Below are 21,904 nucleotides of genomic sequence, written 5' to 3' on the forward strand. Positions count from 1 at the left end.
AGGAATACATTGTGACAAGACGAATTTTAGTAACGGGTTCAAGCCGAGGAATTGGGAAAGCGATTGCATTACAGCTGGCAAAGGCTGGTTTTGATGTAACTGTACATGCACGTTCTCGTCAGGCAGAGGCTGAGCAAGTCGTACAAGAGATTCAAGCCTTAGGTCAAAATAGCCATTATTTAATGTTTGATGTAAATGAGCGCCAGACAGTTCAACAAATTCTAGAACAAGACGTAGAGCAGCATGGCGCTTTTTATGGTGTCGTATTAAATGCAGGTCTTACTCATGATGGTGCTTTTCCAGCATTAACTGATCAAGATTGGGATGAAGTTATTTCGACTTCCTTAGATGGTTTTTATAATGTTTTAAAACCACTCATCATGCCAATGATTCATTTACGTAAAGGTGGCCGTATCGTCACGTTATCTTCGGTTTCTGGGATTATGGGTAACCGTGGTCAGGTTAACTATAGTGCTGCAAAAGCAGGTTTGATTGGTGCGACCAAAGCCTTAGCACTCGAATTGGCGAAGCGAAAAATTACTGTGAACTGTGTAGCTCCTGGACTGATTGAAACCGAAATGGTGACAGATGAAGTCAAAGAGCATGCGCTTAAAATGATTCCGCTGCAGCGCATGGGACAGGTCGATGAAGTGGCGAGCGTAGTGAAATTCTTGTGTTCAGATGAAGCCTCGTATGTAACTCGACAGGTGATCTCTGTAAATGGAGGACTCATCTGATGAAACGTGTAGTTGTGACAGGAATGGCAGGCATTACCTCTTTAGGTGAAACTGCCGATGACATCTTTGCGCGATTTGAAGCTGCTAAAAGCGGTATTCGCTACATGCCGGAGTGGGAGCAATATGTTGACCTTCGGACCAAACTTGCTGGGCCTGTGGAAACATTTCATGTTCCAAAACATTTTAACCGTAAGGTTACCCGTGGGATGGGGCGTGTAGCGCTCATGTCTGTGGTTTGTGCCGAAACTGCTTTACAAAATGCTGGTTTGCTCGGGCATGAAATTTTGTCTAGTGGCGAAGCGGGTGTTGCCTTTGGGTCTTCTGCGGGTAGCGTAGATGCCGTGGGTGAGTTTGCAAGCATGTTGCTTCACCAGAGCATGAGTAAGATTAATGCCACCACTTATATTCGTATGATGGCCCACACCAGTGCGGTGAACATGACTGTATATTTTGGTCTAAAAGGATTAACTTTACCTACCTCAAGCGCATGTACCTCTGGTTCCATGGCAATTGGGCAAGCGTATGAAGCAATCAAATATGGCAAACAACAGGTCATGATTGCGGGTGGTGCAGAGGAACTCAGTGCGGCAGGTGCGGCAGTTTTTGATGTATTGTTCGCGACCAGTGGAATGAATGATCAACCTGAAAAAACACCACGTCCTTTTGATGCTAAACGAGATGGATTGGTGATTGGTGAAGGGGCAGGGTGTTTAATTCTCGAAGAATATGAACATGCCAAAGCACGAGGTGCTCATATTTATGCAGAAGTGATTGGTTATGGTAGCAATACCGATGGTCAACATGTAACTCGTCCTGAGTCAGAAATGATGGGACGCTGTATGGAGTTAGCGCTTAAAGATGCATCTGTAGAGGCTAAAGACATTGCCTATGTAAACGCGCATGGTACTTCAACTGATCAGGGCGATGTGGCAGAGAGCCAAGCCACTGCAAAAGTTTTAGGCTATAAACCAATCAGCTCTTTAAAGAGTTATTTTGGACATACGCTGGGGGCGTGTGGGGCTATTGAAGCTTGGTTAAGCATCGAAATGATGAATCGTGGCCGTTTTATTCCAACTTTAAATCTAGATGAAATCGACCCGCTATGTGGTGAACTAGATTATATCGTTCAGCAGCCGAGAAATTTGGATGCTGACATTATTATGAGCAATAACTTTGCTTTTGGCGGAATTAATACTTCGCTTATTTTTAAACGTGTTAAACAATAAGGAACACAACAATGTTAAATAAAAAACTTTTATTTATAGCAATGCTAAGTGCGGGTTTTACTGCCACTGTTCAGGCTGGAGATGAAGTACATCAGTTAAATTTTAAAGAAGCTGTAGACCGTGCAGTTGCCGATGGGACTCTGGATGGTTCAGTAAAGTTTTATTTAAAGGGTACAAAGTCTGGCGGTAAAATCATTCAAAAAGATGCGGTAACCAATAAAAAGACCAATGGTTTTGGTAAGTCAGCAGCAACGTCTTGTGACTGGGTTTTACGTTCAGCACTGATCCAAATGCAAAACAATGCTAAAGCACAAGGGGCAAACGCCGTGACCAATATTGTGAGCTATTTTAAAGCCAATGAAACAACGAGTACGACAACTTACGATTGCTATAAAGGCACCATGATGGCGGGTGTTGCTTTAAAAGGCGATGTCGTTAAATTTTAATAATTTCTAGTAAGGTTGAGATAATGTCTAAGCGCAAAATTGAAGTCTATACACAGGCATTATCTCAGCTTCTTTTAAAGTCTAAACAAGATTTTCCAGACTTCCGTTCATTTAATCATTATAAAAAACAACAAATACAGAGTGTCAGAAATCGACTGATTGCAGAGAAACTCCAACTCACGTCAATGGAATTGGAGTTTGCCAAGCATGAACATGGTAAACCTTATTTGTTAAATCACACTTTGCATTTTAATCACACACATAGCCAACAATACTACGCTTTAGCCATGAGCGAACAAGTTAAAGATATTGGGGTAGATGTTGAGGAACTGGATCGAAATGTACGCTTAGATGCTTTAGCAAAACATGCCTTTCATCCCGATGAATATGAAACATGGCTAAGCTTAGAACAAGATAGAGAATATTGGTTCAAAGTCTGGACCACAAAAGAAGCCGTTTTAAAAGCTTCAGGATTAGGTATACGTTTAGATTTAAATACGCTAAATACTCAGGCACATCCTACCGATCATGGTGGAGTCTGTTCTCACCCACTTAATGGGACATTTGCTTATCAGAATTTTATTATTGGCAATATGATATTAACCGTGGCATGGCGTTCAGAGTTATCTTGCCGTGGTTTTCAGTTTCCATCTATTCAGCTTCACTCGCTTGATCGTTAATAATATAAATAGCACACATAAAAAAAACCGCGTATTACGCGGTTTTTTTTATTAAAAGGAGAAGCTAAAAAATTAAGCTTGACCTTCAACAGCAGCAGCTTGAGCACGTTGCATGTTAGCTTCAAACTCGGCATCAAAGTTGATTGGAGTAAGAAGTAACTGTGGGAAGCTACCTTTAGTTACTAAATCATTTACAGCTTCACGTAAGAACGGGAACAAAATATTTGGGCAGTATGCGCCTAAAATATAAGGTAAACGCTCTTCTTCAATGTTGTCGATCAAAAAAATACCTGATTGAGTTACATCTACAATGAACGCTGTTTCGTTGTCGTTATCGGCTTGAACCACAACTTTTAAAGAAACTTCAAAGTGAGTCGGATCAATCTTTTCTGCAGCAGAAGAAAGATTGATATTAAGTTCAGGTTGCCATTGTTTAGTAAAAACCTGCGCCCCAGGAACCTCAAAAGAAATATCTTTTGTATAAATACGCTCTAAAGCTAATTGTGGTTGAACTTGTTGTTCTTCGCTCATTGTTTTTTCCTTAATATGGATGCGATGTTAAGCCAATAATTCGTCGAGTTTACCTTCACGCTCTAAAGCATAAAGTTGGTCAAAACCACCGATAAACTGATCGTTAATGAAAATTTGTGGGACAGTACGATGATTTGTGCGTTGCATTAATTCAACACGTACTTCTGGTGCTTCAACAGAAAGATTTACTTCTTTATAAGCAACACCTTTACGCTCAAGTAACTGTTTAGCACGAACACAATACGGGCATACAGAAGTTGAGTAAACAATGACATTTGCAGCCATGATAATTCTCCTTAAGCTTTTGGTTTGCTTTTAACAAGAGGTAAGCCTTGTGCTTTCCAGTTACTAATACCACCATCAAGACGATAGCTATCGTGGTGAGCAACTTTTTGCAAAGCACTTCCAGCAACTTGCCCCAAGTTGCAAATAAATACCAGTGGACGGTCACTTGCTTTTAATTCGTCAGCATGACTTGCGATTTGGCTATACGGAATATTGCGACTGCCACTAATGTGACCTTCGCGGAAATCTTTGCTATCGCGTAAGTCAATCAAAAGAGCATTTTTCGCTTTCACTAAAATACCAAGCGACTGTGGAGAAATTTTACGACCGTTACGTTGACCTTCAAAAATGAAGAACAACACAATCAAGACTCCGAGCGTACCAAACAAAATGGGGTGATTCCCCATAAACTCTAACCAGCGTTCCACAAGTCACCTAAAAAAATTAAAAAACAAAATTGACCTAGAGTATAGCGTATATAGATGGTGATCAAAATCACCACTTCAAGGGCAAATAGGGCAGAAAATCAGTTTTTTTGCTGCGCTTCTTGAATCTCATCGATTAAACGCAAAAAGCTATCTAAACGTCGTGGCAAAATTTCACCCGCTTCAACGGCCTGTTTAAGCCCACAATTCTTTTCATGAGTATGTGTGCAATTACGGAATTGGCAAGATCCTAGATGTGCGGCAATGTCAGGAAATCCCATACGAATTTTTTCTAAATCGAGATGCCAAAGCCCAAACTCACGAATTCCCGGAGAATCAATTAAGGCACCATTTTTACCGAAGTTGATTAAGCGCGTAGAGGTTGTCGTGTGTTGTCCAAGTGCAGAGTTTTCAGAAATAACATTAGTTTTTTGCTCTGCATCTGGAATGAGCACATTAATTAAAGAGCTTTTTCCTACGCCTGATTGCCCTACAAATGCTACGGTTTCACCATCTAAACGCTCAGATAAAGCAGAGATATCTCCCTTCTTGGACTGACAAATCATCACTTCATAACCCAAGGTTTTATATTCTTCTAATAGGGTAAGAATTGGGTCATTTTCAGTGAGTAAATCAGACTTATTGAGGACCAAAAGAGCAGGAATGTTTGCATCTGCACAAGCAACTAAATATCGATCAATTAACGTTGGCGCAGGTTCAGGAAGCGGTGAAAATACAATCACAATCAAACTGATATTCGCGGCCACTGGTTTAACTTTGTGATAGCGGTCAGGGCGGGTAAGTAAAGATGTACGTGGGTGAATGGCTGTAATAATACCTAGACCCGTATTTGGGTCTGCCTGCCATTTAACACGATCACCAGTTACAAGTAACTCAAGATTAGTTCGAGTATGGCAACGCCAAACACTATTGAGCTCGATCGGCTTCCAGAATGGTTCTGGTTCTCCTTCGGCAACTTGTGGTTTTTCTGGGTGATGCTCAGGTACAGAGAGGGCTTGTACTTCAAGTTGACGGCCATAATGTTGTACAACGAGTCCGTCTAGATCCTGTGAAGTATCGATCTCTTCTTGGCGAGTTTTATGCTGTTTTTCAATACGACGTTGCTGTTGTTCAGTTAAACGACGCTTACGAATTAAAGCCATTCATATCCCAAAAAAACCATTGTTTGAAGACCGCAAAATAGCATGAAGCAGCTATAGAATTACAGCGCGGAAGCAAGAAATTTGCTACTATTGATGTTTTTACGGCATTTTAGAACGTACATTCATGAGCAGTACTTTAAATACACGATTAATTTGGATTGATCTGGAAATGACCGGATTAGATACCGATAATGACCAAATTATTGAAATCGCAACAATTATTACAGATGATCATTTAAATGTACTTGCCGAAGGTCCTGTTTTGGCGATTCATCAACCTGATCGTATTTTAAATGCAATGGATGAATGGAACACTCGTCAACATGGGCAGTCTGGACTGATTGAACGAGTCCGTCGCAGTAAGTTAACAGCCCGTGATGCTGAGTTACAAACTTTAGAATTCCTAAAAAAATGGGTGAATCCAAAAGTTTCCCCAATGTGCGGTAACTCAATCTGTCAGGATCGCCGTTTCTTACATCGTCTTATGCCTGAACTTGAGCAGTATTTCCATTATCGTAATCTTGATGTATCTACGGTAAAAGAACTTTCAAAACGCTGGCGCCCTGAAATTATGAGTGGCCTGAAAAAGAATGCATCACATTTGGCAATGGATGATATTCGTGACTCAATTTCAGAGTTGAAATATTACCGCGAATATTTCTTTATTATGAATACTGATGGTAAAGATTGATTACATTGTAGACGTGATATGAAAGGAGGCTTATGCCTCCTTTTTTATTGTATAAAGGACATTGTTACAATAATGCCAATTGCTTAATTTGGCTTTCATATTCATTTTGCTTAAAATGATGTTTTAAATTTTTATTATAAAAAGAGAGCATTTATGCAAAGTAATAACCCGATACTGACTCGTGTTGAAACGGTCAGTGACTATAGTCAACCGATGACTGTGCAAGGTGCGATTCAAAAATCTGTTATGTTGACGGTCATTGCAGCTGCGGTGGGTGTCGCTTTATTTTTCTATGCAGCCTTTACTGCAAATGTTGGTATTGCTTACGCAGCTTCAATTGTGGGTGCAATTGGTGGTTTGGTTTTAGCTTTAATTACAACGTTTAAACCAACGACTGCGCCAACATTGGCAATTCCGTATGCCTTATTTGAAGGGGCTTTTTTAGGTGGTATTTCGTTTACTTTCCAGTTGAAATACCCAGGTGTTCCACTTCAGGCTTTATTAGCAACCTTTGTCACCACTTTGGTGATGTTTAGTTTATATAAATTCCAAATTATCCGCGCAACTGAAAAGTTTAAGTCAGTTGTAATCTCTGCATCTTTAGCTATCTTTATTGTATTTATTGTGCAGATGATCATGCGTTTAGCATTTGGTTCAAGTGTTCCTTATATTTTTGAAAGTAACTGGTTAGGTATCGGTTTTGCTGCATTCGTCGCGGTCATTGCTTCGCTTAACCTGATTTTAGATTTTGATTTAATCGAAACTAATGCAGCATATCGTGCACCAAAATTCATGGAATGGTTGTGTGGTATCGCATTACTGGCAACTTTAGTTTGGATGTATATTTCTTTCTTACGCTTACTTGGCTTATTGTCTGACGACTAAGATTGAATTCATCTAGAAGTCGCTCCTCATCAGGAGCGATTTTTTTTCGTGCGATTTTTGAAAAAAGATGCATTATGCAATTTCGAAAACCGCCGAATATTGGCATTATGCTTGAAATTGTTTTGAGTGAGATCGGCATGACACAAGGACTTTTAGCAGGTAAGCGCTTTTTGATTGCAGGCGTTGCTAGTAAATTATCAATTGCTTTTGGTATTGCACAAGCATTACACCGTGAAGGTGCAGAGCTTGCGTTTACTTATCCAAACGAAAAATTAAAAAAACGTGTGGATGAATTTGCTGAGCAATTCGGTTCTAAGCTTGTGTTTCCATGTGATGTTGCTGTTGATGCTGAAATTGATAATGCATTTGCAGAACTTGCAAAACATTGGGATGGTGTAGACGGTGTTGTACACTCAATTGGCTTCGCACCTGCACATACACTTGACGGTGACTTCACTGACGTGACTGACCGTGAAGGTTTTAAAGTTGCTCATGACATCAGTGCATACAGCTTTGTTGCAATGGCACGTGCTGCAAAACCTTTATTACAAGCTCGCCAAGGTTGTTTATTAACTTTGACTTACCAAGGTTCTGAGCGCGTTATGCCTAACTACAACGTAATGGGTATGGCAAAAGCTTCTTTAGAAGCTGGTGTTCGCTATTTAGCATCAAGCCTTGGTGTTGATGGTATCCGTGTAAACGCGATTTCTGCGGGTCCAATCCGTACTTTGGCTGCATCTGGTATTAAGTCTTTCCGTAAAATGTTAGATGCCAATGAAAAAGTTGCGCCGTTAAAGCGTAACGTAACGATTGAAGAAGTAGGTAACGCAGCATTATTCCTATGCTCACCTTGGGCTTCAGGTATTACTGGTGAAATTCTATATGTAGATGCTGGTTTCAATACTGTTGGTATGAGCCAATCTATGATGGATGATGAATAATTAGATTTATCTAATTTACATAACAAAGCCGCTTTAATAGCGGCTTTGTTTTTACAACCTAATTTCACTTTTTCTGTCATTTCAAAATTAATATAAATATATCGCTATAGTCTAATTATTCGGTTTTGGGATATGGTCCTTCAATAGACCATTCATGATTTTCGTAATATTCAAGCCATTCATCAAACATTGAATCATCTATACCGTTGCGCGAGAATTCATCTTGCAGAGTGCAGGAAAATGAATTGCTCTCCATGCTCCATTTAATAGATTTGATTTTTTGGTTTCTTTCAAAAGGAAAGTCAATTTCTAAGCCAATGAAAGGAATAAATGGCATCTCAATCGTTTTATATGCAACCGCCCAATTATTCGATTGGTCTAAATTTTGACGATCCCAAATGTGTAGTAGAAGGTGAACTTTATACATATTTACTCATATATTGCTATTATTACCTGAAAAAATTGAACAGTTTATATTTTGAAAAAATATCCATTGTAATAAGATTGTGATTTTTGGAAAATTTGGAATGCAGTGGAAACATTGTTCTACAGTAATATTTTGTTAAATGGTTGATATCATAAACTTGAGATCAACTCCTTTAAATTTATGATTAGACCAGTACTCTACTGCTAATTCGATTGTTTTATTTTCTACTTTTTCAGAATATGACTTGCACTCTGAAATAGCATTTGTCATTTCTTTAGATAAAGGTAAACCTAAGCTGGAAATACTCAAAACATCTGCTACTGATTTTAACTTCTCACATGCCTGTCGGGTTCTAGAAGTATCATTCACGTTGATTTTAAGTTTTAGCATCTTCGCAATTTTTTCAGATCCTTCTACATAATAAGCAATATTATCTGGGATAATACCATCGCTAAACTCTTTCAACGAAGATGAAGCAACCCATTCATCCTCATATATATTATTGTAGAACCCAGTATTTAGTCCCTCACATGAGAGAAATTCCTTTGCTTGATATGGACTCCATCCTTGGTCGATAGGCAAATTTATAGGATTTGTTTCTGCTTTTCTTACCTTAAGTATATGTCGAAATGATTCGATTAGATCAGTATGTGATTCAATTTTTATTCTGGCGACATGGAATGACCATCTATCAAGTAAACTCATCTGAATATTAAATAAAGCAAGTGCGTATATTTTTGCTAAATTCCTATATAGCTGGTTTTCAATGGAAAATCTTAAACGAACAAAAACTTGTTCATACGTTGAATAAACTAGCATGAAGAATAAGAATGGCAAATAGAAAAGAGTTAGTAATGGTGGAACAAAAAAGTCATATGCCGTCCTTTTATTTCCAAATTCATCAAAATTAGTTATCAACATATATAAAGTGTAAATAATCGAGATACTGCCAAATATAGTTAGACAATATTCAAGTACAGTTTTGACTTGGTAATGTTTTTTTTCGCTTTCAGCAATCGCCAACATGGCACCTATTAGCACCAAAATAGGAACTAATGGAATTTCAATCCAAATTGGGAAAGTATATACACCAACTATAAACTGGAGAATTGCCAGCAATTTAAAATTATCTATTACTGAGTGTTTGAAGAAGCTTTTATCTTTTTTAATTGATTCCATGTTAAAAATGGACATAAAGCCAACAGATATACTCCAAAATATAGTGTTTTTAAGCTGCCCAGTATTCCATAGATTAATTTCAGATAGGGTGTAAACAATAAATACTATATATACGATCATCAAGCCGAGTACTGAAATAATTTGTTTTACAAAGAATGCGGCTAACAGGTGTTTAAATGATTGTCTGGCTTCGATCATTTTAGGAGATAGAGCAAAATAAACAAAAATTACTAACAGCCAAATCCCTATCGCAATCTCTCGGTTGTTAAAAGTATCCATGGAATTTCTTTACCCCATTACTACAGATATATGAGATATCTTCTGTATAGCGAAAATAAAACCGCATCATAAATAAATGAATTTGTTATCTAATTTGAATTTGTTTTGATCAACATATAAAAAAGCAATAGTTTCGTCAAGGCGAAAAATAATCAAAAGCTATCAACTCATTTTGATGAGCTGATAGCTTAAACGAGTAAAACAATAATACTTGGAGTGCTATTAATTCGGTAGTTCTTTTACAGGGGAGCCACCTAGAGCTTGCATGAGGGTGACATACGCGTTGTATTGGCTTTGCTTGGTTTCAACGAGACTTAGACGTGCAGTACGTGTGGTTTGCTGAGCATCGAGAAGTGTTTTTAATGCAACAGCACCATAACGGTAACGAACTTCGGTTAGACGTTCAGTTTTTTCTGCAAGTTCAACATTACGCTCTTGTAACGCTACTTGTTTGTCGAGTTCGGTACGACTCGATAAAGCATTTTCTACGTCAGCAAAAGCCTGATAAAGTGTTTGACGATATTGAATAATCGCTTTTTCATAATCCAGATTACTAATCGCGATATCTTTCTTCATATCGTTATATTGCAAAAACGGTAAGCTTAAACTTGCACCAAGCGTGAGAGCAGGGTTACGTAATAACTCCGTTAACGATGTGCTGCTTGAGCCTAGACTGCTGGTTAAGCTAATCGATGGATAGTAGCTAGCCTTAGTAGCATCTTTAGTGGCTAATGCTTTTCTTAAGCGGAGTTCGCTTGCTTGCAAATCAGGGCGGCGCGATAAAATATCGGCAGGTAAACCAGCACCAATTGCAGGTAGAGCAGTGCGTGGTAAACGCTTTGGCTCTTGAATATTTAATTGCTGCAATGGTTCATGTAATAACACCGCAATGGCTGTGCGAGTTTCAACCAGTTGTTGTTCAATCTGGCTTAAACTCGCTTTCTGGCTTTGTACTGATTGTTCTGCTTGAGTCAGATCTACACCTGAAACGGCACCAGCTTTATATTGAATTTGCACTAAGTCATAAAGCTTTTGAGAGGTTGCTAGACTTTGCTGGGCAGTTGTGTAGCGCTCATTTAAATAACCGAGTTGCCAATAGAGTTTGGCAGTAGTTGCAATTAAACTTTGCCCCGTGGCTTGTAAGTCTTGTTCAGTCGCTAAAGCTTCCCATTTACTTGCTTCAGTTTGGCGTGCAAGCTTGCCAAACAAGTCAAGCTCATAGCTTACGCCAGCGCTCATTGATAGACCTTTAGCACTATCATCTCCCGAATTTAAATCGAAAGAATGCCCTGTAGAAACACTTGAACTGGTTCGTAAGCCTTGTTTGTTAGCGGTTAAGTCAGCTTGTAGACGGGCTTGCTTTAGAGCAATACCTGCAACTGCTAAATCACTATTACGTTCTAATACATTACTTACAAGTTGATTGAGCTGTGCATCGTTAAAGAGTGTCCACCAACGGTCAGAATATTGATTAGCAGACATGGTTTTTGTTTTTGCTGTGTCATACTGAAAACTACCCGGAACTTGTACTGCAGGTGTTTCATAAGGTGTTTTTACTACAGCTGCACATCCGACAAGAGAACCTGTGAGAAGAAGTGCTGTGCTGAGTTTAGTCATAGAGAAAGACATGCAATTTTCCTTATTCTCGAGATAGTGCGGCGACAGGGTCAAGTTTCGCGGCATTCTTGGCTGGTAAGAAACCAAAAACGACCCCAATCAGTGTTGAACAGACAAAGGCTGCAATAATTGAGGTGCTTGAATAAGCCACACTAAAGTTACCACCAGCAAATTTATTAATAAGTTGCCCAAGGCCAAGCGATAGTAAGACGCCAAGCACACCACCAATTAAACACACCAAAATTGCTTCAATCAGGAATTGCTGCAAAATATCACTTTGACGCGCACCTACGGCCATACGTACACCAATTTCTTGAGTACGTTCAGTCACCGAAACCAACATAATATTCATTACCCCGATACCACCAACGACCAATGAAATTACGGCAATTGCTGAAACCAGAAGGGTCATTGTGCTAGTTGTTTTCTCAATAGTCTGACGGATACTGTCACTGTTCATGGTGAAAATATCTTGTGCACCATGGCGCTGGGTTAATAAATTCACAATCGCATTTTCTGCGGCAGCAGTTGAATATTTGTCATTAATACGAACCACGATATTACGTACATTAGATTGTCCTAACATACGGCTCATCACGGTTGTATAAGGCATATAGACATTTAAAGTGTCATCTGAGCCCATGCCGCTCGTTTGCGGTTCTACAACGCCAATAATACGAGCAGGTACACTACCGAGTAACACTACTTGACCGATAGGGTTGGTACCGTCACTAAAGAACTGCTTTTGAGTATTAGTATCAATGACCACATCCTGTGAGCGATCACGGACACTACGTTGATCAAAAGTTTGTCCATCTTTAAAGACCAAACCTTTCACATCGAAATAATCGTTACTCACACCATTAATGGTCGCGTTCGCTTCATTTTGTTGGTAACGCATGGTTTTGGATGTACTAACGATTGGGCTGACTGCACTAACATACGGTTGAGTCATTAACGCATCGGCATCGGCAGGCACCAAGGTTTTAAAACTTGCAGTTTTAGAGTTGTCACCAAAACCACGGCCCTGAAATACTGTAATCGTATTTGTTCCCAGACTACTAATATTACTTAAAATTTGCTGTTGAGAGCCTTTACCTAATGCGACAACAGTAACAACCGATGCAATGCCAATGATGATCCCCAGCATGGTTAAAAAAGTACGCATGCGGTGGGCATTCATAGACAGTAAAGCCATTTGAAAGGCTTCAGATAAACGGTCTAAAGTAGAGCGCCATGCAGAAATACTTTTGCCTTTCTTCTGTTTACCTTGCAAAGCAGGCGCCGCATCAGGATCAGATTTGATTGGTTCAGCTGCTTGATCTGGAACATTAGGGCGGTCACTAATAATTTCTCCGTCACTAATCTCGATAATGCGAGTCGCATTTTTTGCAACTTGCATATCGTGGGTGACTAAAATAATAGTGTGACCTGCGGCATTGAGTTCACGCAAAATACGCATCACCTCAACACCACTATGAGAGTCAAGCGCCCCTGTTGGTTCATCTGCCAGAATAACGTCACCGCCATTCATCAGCGCACGGGCAATAGAAACACGTTGCTGCTGACCACCAGAAAGTTGGCTTGGTCTATTGAGGGTTTTAGTACCTAAACCTAATTCGGTCAGTAAAGCCGTTGCGCGTTGTTTACGTTCAGAAGGGGTAACACCTGCATAAACAGCTGGAACTTCTACGTTACCTTCAGCAGATAAATCACCCAATAAATGGTAGCGCTGGAAAATAAAACCAAAATATTCACGGCGTAGTCGAGCGAGTTGATCTGGCTCAAGTTTACCGGTTTCTTGTCCATTAACCTTGTAACTACCACTCGTAGGTCGGTCCAAACACCCCAAAATATTCATGAGGGTCGATTTGCCGGAACCAGACTGGCCGACAATCGCAACCAGTTCACCTTCATAAATGGTCAGGTCAATACCTTTTAAAATTTGTATCGTGCTTTCGCCAGCAGGGAATTCCCGGACTAGATTGCTGACTTCAAGCAAAGCTTGTTTTGTCATGCTTACATTCCCATTGGGCCACTACGGCGACGGTTATTACTACTATTTGCTGATGCAGCAGAAGTATCTGCACTATCGGCAATCACAACTTGATCACCTTGTTTTAAGCCCGCAAGAACTTGCGCATTTACACGGTTGTTAATACCCACCAAAATCTGAGTTGGTTTAGTTGTGCCATCGGCTTGTAATACACGTACAACACTTAACGTTAATTTACCTTGCTCAACTAGTTGTTTTTGTTCAGCAGTTAAATTTAAACGTTCTAAACGAACACCACTACCTGAATTTTTTCTTTCTGCATTTGGAGCTGAAGCAGCTTTATCTGTAGATTGACCAGATTTTCTTTGGCCTGAAAATTGTTTAGAACTCAGTGCTGATGAAGGAACAAGTAGGGCATTTTTAGCTGAATCTAATACAATATAAACTTGTGCTGTCATATCAATACGCAATTTACCATCAGTATTTGGCACATCGAATAACGCATTATAGTAAACAGCTGAACTGGTTGTTGAGCTTGTTGTACTTGTTGATTCGCTAGAAATTGAGTCTGGAGCTGGTTCAATCTGACGTAATGTTGCATAGCGCTTAGTTTCATCACCTAAAGTTGTAAAGTAAACCTGTTGTCCTTTTTCAACTTTCATAATGTCAGCTTCACTCACCTGCGCCTTAATCGTCATGTTTTGTAGTTTTGCAATTTTGACAATTGTTGGAGCGCTTTGGTTTGCGTTTACAGTTTGGCCTTCTTCGGTCACAATCGCGACAACCGTACCATCAGTTGGAGCAACAATGCGTGTATAACCAATATTGGTTTGTGCCGTAGATTTTGTCACTTTTGCAGATTCGATCTGTGCATCTAATGCTTTAATTTGCGCCTGAGCTGTTTTATAGCTTGCCTCAGCCGATTCTAAATCTGCACGAGGCGTTGCATCTTGCGCATACATTTGTTGCTGACGGCGGTATTCAAGTTGTTTTTCATTTAAAGAAGCAACTTGTTGAAGGCGCTGCGCTTCTAAATTTTTAATATTCGCATCAGAAGTTTTTAAACTATTTTCTTGGGTGGTTGAGTCAATTTGTGCGATAAGTTGACCTTGTTTCACTTGATCGCCCAACTGTACATACATCTTTTTGACCTGACCAGATACCTGTGCACCCACACTAATCAGTTTGGTTGCATCAAGTGTACCTGTTGCAAGGACATTATTTTCAATATCTCCGCGTGTTACCTCAGCTGTAATATATTGAGGCTGCTGCTCTTTAGGCTTTAAAAATTTCCAAGCTAATACAGCAATAATGGCTATACAGACGATGATAATAACAAGTTTGATTGGCTTTATTTTTGGCATGGCGAGAGGTCGAAAAGTCTAAAATTTAATTTAGTATAAAAGCGAAATGAGGATAAAACGTGAATTTTTATGATATTTCAGGAATGAAGAAAAATGATTCGGCCGAATTATTGTATAAATAGTGTTTTCCCACATAATTCAGCAATAGCCTGCTGCATTAAATGTTGGGCATTTTCATTCGACATTCCTTTAATTGCCGCATCAACTTGCAATAGAAGGGTAGACCAGCCTAAAAACTGTTGAGGATTTAATCTTCTTAAAGCTTGTTGATATAAACCAACCTTTGTTTTCCAGATACCAAGTTGTAATGCATTATGAGGCTGCTCAAATAATTGCATCAATAAACGCATTTCTTTACTTAGTGTCCATAAGATCAGACTTTCTGGCTCACCAGCTGCAATTAAATATTGAAAAATCTTAATGGACTGAGCGAGATTACCTTCTAATAAAGCATCGCTTAAATCGTAAGTGGTGTAACGAGACTGATCTTGTAAACAAGCATACAACTGTTCAATTTGAATCAGTTGTTGGTCTGGAAAAGTATCTCTTACACGCATCAAGCTATTTTTAGCTGCGAGCAAATTATGTTCATGATGCTGCATGAGCCATTGCCAGGCATCATTATCAAGTTGAATTTCAAGTTTCTCTGCTTCGGCAGATAAAATTCTTTGGCGGTCTTGCGGATAGTTTGCCGTAAGGGCAACGACAACACCATTTGCTTCAACAACTTGGAAAAAAGCAGACTTTAAACTACTACTATCTTGTTTAGGTAAAACAATTAAAAGTAAGTTGGTTTCATTATGTTGGATATAACTTTTAAGTTGTTTTAGCCCATTTGCGTCAGGCTTTATATTGCCATGTACTTCAATGGCAAGCTGCTGAGAAAATAAAGATAAGCTGTTAAGAGCGTTAAAAACATTTTTCCAGTCGCTTACACTACTAATATCGTAGCGCTGTCTTTCAACTTCTTGTTGTTGCCAACTTTTACGAAAAGCATCTAATAAATTTTGTTCCAGCAAAGGTTCTTGGCCATGTAAAATCCACGCACCCCGTGCTTCCGGAATGCGTTTTAAGGCTTGCAAATAGTCAATTTTCATTGCTGATAAAACTGGAGATTAAGGTTGAGCTTTTGGTAAGCGGTTTGCTGAAATCTGACGAGTAATTTGTTGTGCAATGTCATCAATTACAATACGTTGTAAATAAGATTCTTGCTGATTTTCGGTGTTAACCGTTGCAAGATCATATTGATAACTACGAGATGCAGTTAATGAACGTGGTTCAGTAATTTTGTTACCTTGACGATCTTCAATCTGGAAGGTTACGGTTAAGCGTAATAATACTTCCGTTAGTTTTCCGTTTAAAAGCTGACGACGTGGTGTGTATTCTAAAACACGGAGTACATAGGCATCATTATCATTGCTGAGTTGAACACCATTTGCAGCCAAATAAACTTTTAACTGGGTTTCTAAATCATCAGTTTTAGCTGGTAACTCAAGGCTTAACTTTTTATAAACAAGCGGAGTTGCAGTCGGGTTGGTTCCTTTTAAATGAAATCCACACCCGACTAAGCCTGCACTAAGGCCTAAGGTTAAAACAACAGCGGCTAAACGTTTGGCAAAGTGCATGCTTGATCCTCTCATTAATAACTTTAATTAAACCACGAGGTTAACTAATTTATTTGGAACCACAATTTCTTTCTTTGTTGGTCCTGTTAAGAATTGTTGAACTTCTGGAAGGGCCTTAGCTTGAGCTAATAGATCTTCTTTAGAAATATCAACAGAAACTTCAAGTTTACCGCGAAGTTTACCGTTAACCTGTACAACAATCGTTTGCGTATTACGAGTTAATGCAGAAGCATCGACTTCAGGGAATGTTGCTGCTGTTACATCTGTACCAAACTGAGCCAATAATGTTTGACTTAAGTGCGGTGCAAATGGAGCAAGTAAAGTTAACAGTGTGGTGATCGCTTCACGTTCTACAGCAACGTCGTTGTCATCTTTTGCTTCAAACTTATTGCTTGCATTTAACAATTCCATCAAAGCAGCAATCGCAGTATTGAATGCATGACGACGTTCGATATCATCACTTACTTTTTGGATAGTTTCGTGAGTTTTACGACGTAAATCTTGAGCATCTTTAGACAAGTTAGCAGCATCAATCGTAGAAGCTTGGTTGCCCTTTTCAAGGAAGCTCGCTACAAGGCGCCATACACGTTTCAAGAAACGGTTTGCACCTTCAACACCTGCATCAGACCATTCTAAAGATTGATCTGGTGGAGCAGCGAACATCATGAATACACGTGCTGTATCTGCGCCGTATTGATCAATAATCGCTTGTGGGTCGATACCGTTGTTTTTCGACTTAGACATTTTTTCTTGTCCACCGATCACAACTTCTTGACCATCACCTGAATATTTTGCAGAAAGAATACGACCTTTTTCATCGCGCTCTAATTCGATATCAGCAGGGTTAAACCAAGTTTTCTTACCATTTTCTGCTTCACGATAGAATGTATCAGCAAGCACCATGCCTTGAGTTAACAAGTTGGTAAATGGCTCATTACCTTGTACTACACCTTCATCACGCATTAATTTGTGGAAGAAACGTGCATAAAGTAAGTGAAGAATCGCGTGTTCAACACCACCAATGTATTGGTTTACAGGAAGCCAGTTTTGAGCTGCTTCAGGTTTAACCATGCCGCCAGTAAAGTCTGGAGATGCATAGCGTGCATAGTACCAAGATGACTCAACGAAAGTATCCAAGGTATCTGTTTCACGACGTGCATCACCACCACAGCAAGGACATTTTGTTTCATAGAATTCAGGCATTTTATTAAGCGGGTTACCTGAACCATCTGGAACAACGTCAGTTGGTAATACAACTGGAAGCTGGTCTTCTGGAACTGTGACTTGACCACAAGTATCACAGTTAATCATTGGAATTGGACAACCCCAGTAACGTTGACGAGAAACACCCCAGTCACGTAAACGGAATTGAACTTTAGAATTTGCTAAACCTTGTGGTTCTAATTTTGCAAGGAATGCATCGAAAGCAGCTTGGAATTCTAAACCGTCAAACTCACCAGAGTTCACAAGTTTACCTTCTTTTGAGCCATACCATTCTTGCCACTCAGTTGCAGAGTAGTCTGCATCGTCAGCGCCTTTGGCATCAATTACTTGCTTAATAGGCAAGTTGAACTTGTTAGCAAATTCAAAATCACGCTCGTCATGCGCTGGTACAGCCATCACTGCGCCAGAACCGTAAGACATTAATACGTAGTTTGCGATCCAGACAGGAAGCTCTTCACCAGTTACAGGATGCTTTACAAACAAGCCTGTTGCCATGCCTTTTTTCTCGGCTGTTGCCAAGTCTGCTTCTGCAACTGAACCCATGCGGCACTCTTCAATAAATGCAGCCAATTCAGGGTTGTTTTCAGCAGCTTTAAGCGCAAGAGGGTGTTCTGCTGCAACGGCAACATATGTCACGCCCATAAGCGTGTCAGCACGTGTTGTATAAACAGTTAAGCCATCAGCATAAATTCCGGTATTGGCAGATGGGAAAGTAATTTCCATGCCTGTAGAGCGACCAATCCAGTTACGTTGCATGGTCAACACTTGTTGAGGCCAGCCGTCTTGTAGGGTGTCTAGGTCGTCTAATAATTCTTGTGCATAGTCAGTAATACGGAAGTAGTACATTGGAATATCGCGTTTTTCAACCAATGCACCAGAACGCCATCCGCGACCATTTTCAACTTGTTCGTTTGCTAAAACAGTTTGGTCAACTGGATCCCAGTTTACTGTTGAAAGTTTACGGTAGATCAGGCCTTTTTTATAAAGCTGAACAAATAACCATTGTTCCCAGTGATAATACTCTGGTGTACAAGTTGCAAATTCACGATCCCAATCTACAGATAGACCTAATTTTTTTAATTGGTCACGCATGTACGCAATGTTTTCAAATGTCCATTTTGCTGGAGCAACTTTATGGGCAATTGCTGCGTTTTCCGCAGGTAAACCGAATGCATCCCAACCCATAGGTTGTAATACAGTTTCACCTTTTAAACGGTAAAAACGGCTAATCACATCGCCAATTGTATAGTTACGCACATGCCCCATATGCAGCTTGCCGCTTGGGTAAGGAAACATTGACAGGATGTAACGATGTTTACCTTCGACAGTGTCGGCAACTTTAAAGACTTTACGATTTTCCCAATCTTGTTGAACTGATGGTTCAATCGTGTTTGCTTGATATTCGGGGTCAATGTGAGAAATAGTCATAGACGTAAGCTATACAACAAAAATTGATATTAAAGATTGTTGCACAGCATAGCGCAAAATCGACAAAAATGCAGTTTTGGGATGGATTTATTTTCCGTTAAAAATTAAACAAGAATAAACCTGAAAAAAGTTGGGTAATCATAAAAAAAGAAAAGTGGAAAAATCAAATAAGATGAAAAAATAGTCAGTTAAAAAATAATCATAGAAAAGTGTTTCTTTAATCTTGACTTTAGTGAATTAAACAACAAAAATGCTTCCTTTAGTTTTATATGCGATTATTTGATCACCCTTCGAATAACCGTCATGTTTTGTAATAGACATTCTCTCTAGCCGAGAGATTGATTTTACTAAAGTATGTATATCCAGACATGCTTTATTAATGTTAAAAAAGCTTATACGGCTGAAAAACAGAAATTTTTCTATTGCAACGAAAACTAGACAATATGTGTGCTATAACAGTGCAGACAATTCAATGAATGAAACACTATTTGTGCCTTCCATAAATAGTGATAAAGAATTTAGGGTGAATCACGTTGGAACTTTTATCTGGTGGTGAAATGCTCGTTCGTGCTCTTGCGGACGAAGGCGTTGAACATGTTTTTGGTTATCCAGGCGGCGCTGTATTACATATTTATGATGCGCTATTTCAACAAGACAAAATCAATCATTACCTCGTACGTCATGAACAAGCTGCTGGTCATATGGCAGATGCTTACTCACGTGCCACAGGTAAGACTGGCGTAGTACTGGTCACTTCAGGACCTGGCGCAACCAATACAGTAACTCCTATTGCAACAGCTTATATGGACTCAATCCCAATGGTGATTTTGTCTGGCCAAGTTGCATCACATCTTATTGGTGAAGACGCTTTCCAAGAAACTGATATGGTGGGTATTTCACGTCCGATCGTGAAACATAGCTTCCAAGTTCGTCACGCAAGTGAAATTCCTGCAATTATCAAAAAAGCATTTTATATCGCATCAAGTGGTCGCCCTGGCCCAGTTGTAGTCGATATTCCTAAAGATGCGACTAATCCAGCAGAAAAATTTGCATACGAATATCCTGAAAAAGTGAAGATGCGTTCATATCAACCACCTTCACGTGGACACTCTGGTCAAATTCGTAAAGCGATTGATGAGCTTTTAAGTGCAAAACGCCCTGTAATTTATACGGGTGGTGGCGTTGTTCAAGGTAATGCATCGGCATTATTGACTGAACTCGCGCATTTACTAGGTTATCCAGTAACTAACACACTTATGGGCCTTGGTGGTTTCCCTGGCGATGATCCACAATTTGTGGGCATGTTAGGTATGCACGGTACTTATGAAGCAAATATGGCGATGCATAATGCTGATGTCATTCTTGCAATTGGTGCGCGTTTTGATGACCGAGTGACCAATAACCCAGCAAAATTCTGTGTGAATGCTAAAGTTATTCATATTGATATTGACCCGGCGAGCATTTCAAAAACAATTATGGCGCACATTCCGATTGTAGGGGCGGTTGAGCCTGTACTTCAGGAAATGTTGACGCAGTTGAAACAATTGAATGTGTCTAAGCCAAACCCTGAAGCAATTGCTACGTGGTGGGATCAAATTAATGAATGGCGTAAAGTTCATGGCTTAAAGTTTGAAACCCCGACTGATGGCACAATGAAGCCACAGCAAGTTGTTGAAGCTTTATATAAAGTCACTAACGGTGACGCCATCATTACTTCAGATGTGGGCCAACACCAAATGTTTGGTGCGTTGTATTACAAATACAAGCGTCCACGTCAATGGATTAACTCGGGTGGATTAGGCACCATGGGCGTAGGTTTACCTTATGCAATGGCTGCGAAGCTTGCTTTCCCAGATCAACAAGTCGTTTGTATTACTGGTGAAGCTTCAATTCAAATGTGTATTCAAGAGCTTTCAACGTGTAAGCAATACGGCATGAATGTGAAGATCTTGTGCTTGAATAACCGTGCTTTAGGTATGGTGAAGCAGTGGCAAGATATGAACTATGAAGGCCGTCACTCAAGCTCATACGTTGAATCATTGCCTGATTTTGGCAAGTTAATGGAAGCTTATGGTCACGTTGGTATCCAGATTGATCATGCTGATGAACTAGAGTCGAAGCTTGCTGAAGCAATGGCGATTAATGATAAATGTGTATTCATTAATGTCATGGTTGATCGCACGGAACATGTTTATCCAATGCTGATCGCAGGTCAGTCTATGAAGGATATGTGGTTAGGTAAAGGGGAGCGTACATAATGAGACATATTATTTCTGTACTCGTTGAAAACGAAGCTGGTGCGCTTTCTCGCCTTGTTGGTTTATTTAGCCAACGTGGATATAACATTGAAACACTGAATGTTGCGCCAACCGAAGACCCAACTTTGTCACGCTTAACATTAACAACTTATGGTGATGACCATAAGATTGAACAGATTACAAAGCAGCTCAATAAACTTGTTGAAGTTGTAAAAGTAGTTGATTTATCAGAAGGTTCACACATTGAGCGTGAACTGATGCTGATTAAAGTAAAAGCGTTAGGTGCTTCACGTGCTGAAATTAAGCGAACAGCGGATATTTTCCGTGCGCAGATTGTAGACGTGACACCAACTACCTATACCATTCAAATAGCAGGGACAACTGAAAAATTAGATGGTTTTATCGATGCGCTTGCAGAAAACACTATTCTAGAAGTCGTTCGTTCAGGTGTATCTGGTATCGCCCGTGGCGAAAAAGTATTAGCCATTTAATTTTTT

At 39.7% G+C, this 21,904-nt stretch carries 21 protein-coding genes; 9 read left to right on the forward strand and 12 right to left on the reverse strand.

Going from position 1 to position 21,904, the window contains the following annotated elements; translation table 11 throughout:
* Positions 1–11: 11 nt before the first annotated feature.
* The 4 genes from JGE69_RS13470 to JGE69_RS13485 are packed head-to-tail and all read left to right on the forward strand — an operon-like array spanning position 12 to position 3,089.
* A complete protein-coding gene (locus JGE69_RS13470) occupies positions 12–737 on the forward strand; it encodes a 3-ketoacyl-ACP reductase FabG2 (protein ID WP_014208360.1) in 726 nt (241 codons plus the stop codon).
* Positions 737–1,963, forward strand: coding sequence for a beta-ketoacyl-ACP synthase (locus JGE69_RS13475; RefSeq protein ID WP_014208361.1), 1,227 nt, complete (start codon positions 737–739; stop codon positions 1,961–1,963). Before JGE69_RS13470 ends, JGE69_RS13475 begins: the two co-directional genes overlap by 1 nt.
* 11 nt (positions 1,964–1,974) lie before the next feature.
* Positions 1,975–2,409, forward strand: coding sequence for an excinuclease (locus JGE69_RS13480; RefSeq protein WP_199113655.1), 435 nt, complete (start codon positions 1,975–1,977; stop codon positions 2,407–2,409).
* Positions 2,410–2,432: 23 nt separating this feature from the next.
* Positions 2,433–3,089, forward strand: coding sequence for a 4'-phosphopantetheinyl transferase family protein (locus JGE69_RS13485; protein ID WP_199113653.1), 657 nt, complete (start codon positions 2,433–2,435; stop codon positions 3,087–3,089).
* Positions 3,090–3,161: 72 nt separating this feature from the next.
* On the opposite strand, the gene secB is transcribed toward JGE69_RS13485, so the two are convergent.
* The 4 genes from secB to rsgA form a co-directional block, all read right to left on the reverse strand.
* On the reverse strand, positions 3,162–3,620 hold the full coding sequence (gene secB / locus JGE69_RS13490) for a protein-export chaperone SecB (RefSeq protein WP_002115005.1): 459 nt from the start codon (positions 3,618–3,620) through the stop codon (positions 3,162–3,164).
* Positions 3,621–3,647: 27 nt separating this feature from the next.
* Complete coding sequence (grxC, locus tag JGE69_RS13495) at positions 3,648–3,905, reverse strand: glutaredoxin 3 (RefSeq protein ID WP_002114715.1); 258 nt, start codon at positions 3,903–3,905, stop codon at positions 3,648–3,650.
* Positions 3,906–3,916: 11 nt separating this feature from the next.
* Positions 3,917–4,333 carry a rhodanese-like domain-containing protein gene (locus tag JGE69_RS13500; protein WP_000443006.1) on the reverse strand — a complete coding sequence of 139 codons (417 nt, stop codon included), beginning with the start codon at positions 4,331–4,333 and terminating at the stop codon, positions 3,917–3,919.
* Positions 4,334–4,431: 98 nt separating this feature from the next.
* Positions 4,432–5,493 (reverse strand): ribosome small subunit-dependent GTPase A, encoded by a 1,062-nt coding sequence (rsgA, locus tag JGE69_RS13505; protein ID WP_005066188.1) that lies wholly within the window; start codon positions 5,491–5,493, stop codon positions 4,432–4,434.
* A gap of 124 nt (positions 5,494–5,617) precedes the next feature.
* Between rsgA and orn the strand changes: the two genes are divergently transcribed.
* The 3 genes from orn to JGE69_RS13520 all read left to right on the forward strand — a co-directional run bounded on the left by orn (position 5,618) and on the right by JGE69_RS13520 (position 8,010).
* Positions 5,618–6,184 (forward strand): oligoribonuclease, encoded by a 567-nt coding sequence (gene orn, locus JGE69_RS13510; protein WP_000099436.1) that lies wholly within the window; start codon positions 5,618–5,620, stop codon positions 6,182–6,184.
* A gap of 153 nt (positions 6,185–6,337) precedes the next feature.
* The gene (locus tag JGE69_RS13515) at positions 6,338–7,069 is read left to right on the forward strand and encodes a Bax inhibitor-1/YccA family membrane protein (protein WP_068527998.1); all 732 of its coding nucleotides are present in this window, start codon (positions 6,338–6,340) and stop codon (positions 7,067–7,069) included.
* A 137-nt stretch (positions 7,070–7,206) separates the two neighbouring features.
* A complete protein-coding gene (locus JGE69_RS13520; RefSeq protein ID WP_031944198.1) occupies positions 7,207–8,010 on the forward strand; it encodes an enoyl-ACP reductase in 804 nt (267 codons plus the stop codon).
* 115 nt (positions 8,011–8,125) lie between these two features.
* On the opposite strand, the gene JGE69_RS13525 is transcribed toward JGE69_RS13520, so the two are convergent.
* The 8 genes from JGE69_RS13525 to leuS all read right to left on the reverse strand — a co-directional run bounded on the left by JGE69_RS13525 (position 8,126) and on the right by leuS (position 19,149).
* Positions 8,126–8,437, reverse strand: coding sequence for a hypothetical protein (locus JGE69_RS13525; protein ID WP_199113651.1), 312 nt, complete (start codon positions 8,435–8,437; stop codon positions 8,126–8,128).
* 135 nt (positions 8,438–8,572) lie between these two features.
* Positions 8,573–9,895 carry a hypothetical protein gene (locus tag JGE69_RS13530; protein ID WP_199113649.1) on the reverse strand — a complete coding sequence of 441 codons (1,323 nt, stop codon included), beginning with the start codon at positions 9,893–9,895 and terminating at the stop codon, positions 8,573–8,575.
* Positions 9,896–10,117: 222 nt separating this feature from the next.
* A complete protein-coding gene (locus JGE69_RS13535) occupies positions 10,118–11,512 on the reverse strand; it encodes an efflux transporter outer membrane subunit (RefSeq protein WP_199113801.1) in 1,395 nt (464 codons plus the stop codon).
* 22 nt (positions 11,513–11,534) lie between these two features.
* The gene (locus JGE69_RS13540) at positions 11,535–13,529 is read right to left on the reverse strand and encodes a MacB family efflux pump subunit (protein WP_002114873.1); all 1,995 of its coding nucleotides are present in this window, start codon (positions 13,527–13,529) and stop codon (positions 11,535–11,537) included.
* 2 nt (positions 13,530–13,531) lie between these two features.
* Entirely contained in the window at positions 13,532–14,872 is a 1,341-nt protein-coding gene (locus JGE69_RS13545; RefSeq protein ID WP_133480874.1) for a MacA family efflux pump subunit, read from the reverse strand.
* A 107-nt stretch (positions 14,873–14,979) separates the two neighbouring features.
* The gene (holA, locus tag JGE69_RS13550; protein WP_017398822.1) at positions 14,980–15,969 is read right to left on the reverse strand and encodes a DNA polymerase III subunit delta; all 990 of its coding nucleotides are present in this window, start codon (positions 15,967–15,969) and stop codon (positions 14,980–14,982) included.
* Between the two features lie 18 nt (positions 15,970–15,987).
* Positions 15,988–16,497, reverse strand: coding sequence for an LPS assembly lipoprotein LptE (gene lptE / locus JGE69_RS13555; RefSeq protein ID WP_086265027.1), 510 nt, complete (start codon positions 16,495–16,497; stop codon positions 15,988–15,990).
* A 27-nt stretch (positions 16,498–16,524) separates the two neighbouring features.
* A complete protein-coding gene (leuS, locus tag JGE69_RS13560; protein WP_033849382.1) occupies positions 16,525–19,149 on the reverse strand; it encodes a leucine--tRNA ligase in 2,625 nt (874 codons plus the stop codon).
* Between the two features lie 533 nt (positions 19,150–19,682).
* On the opposite strand from leuS, the gene JGE69_RS13565 reads away from it, so the two are divergent.
* Together JGE69_RS13565 and ilvN are read left to right on the forward strand one after the other, a co-directional pair.
* Positions 19,683–21,407, forward strand: a complete 1,725-nt coding sequence (locus tag JGE69_RS13565; protein WP_199113647.1) for an acetolactate synthase 3 large subunit — start codon at positions 19,683–19,685, stop codon at positions 21,405–21,407.
* Positions 21,407–21,898, forward strand: coding sequence for an acetolactate synthase small subunit (gene ilvN, locus JGE69_RS13570; RefSeq protein ID WP_002114824.1), 492 nt, complete (start codon positions 21,407–21,409; stop codon positions 21,896–21,898). Before JGE69_RS13565 ends, ilvN begins: the two co-directional genes overlap by 1 nt.
* The last annotated feature ends 6 nt before the right edge of the window (positions 21,899–21,904 follow it).

The organism is Acinetobacter sp. C13, assembly GCF_016809775.1.
Classification (GTDB): domain Bacteria; phylum Pseudomonadota; class Gammaproteobacteria; order Pseudomonadales; family Moraxellaceae; genus Acinetobacter; species Acinetobacter pittii.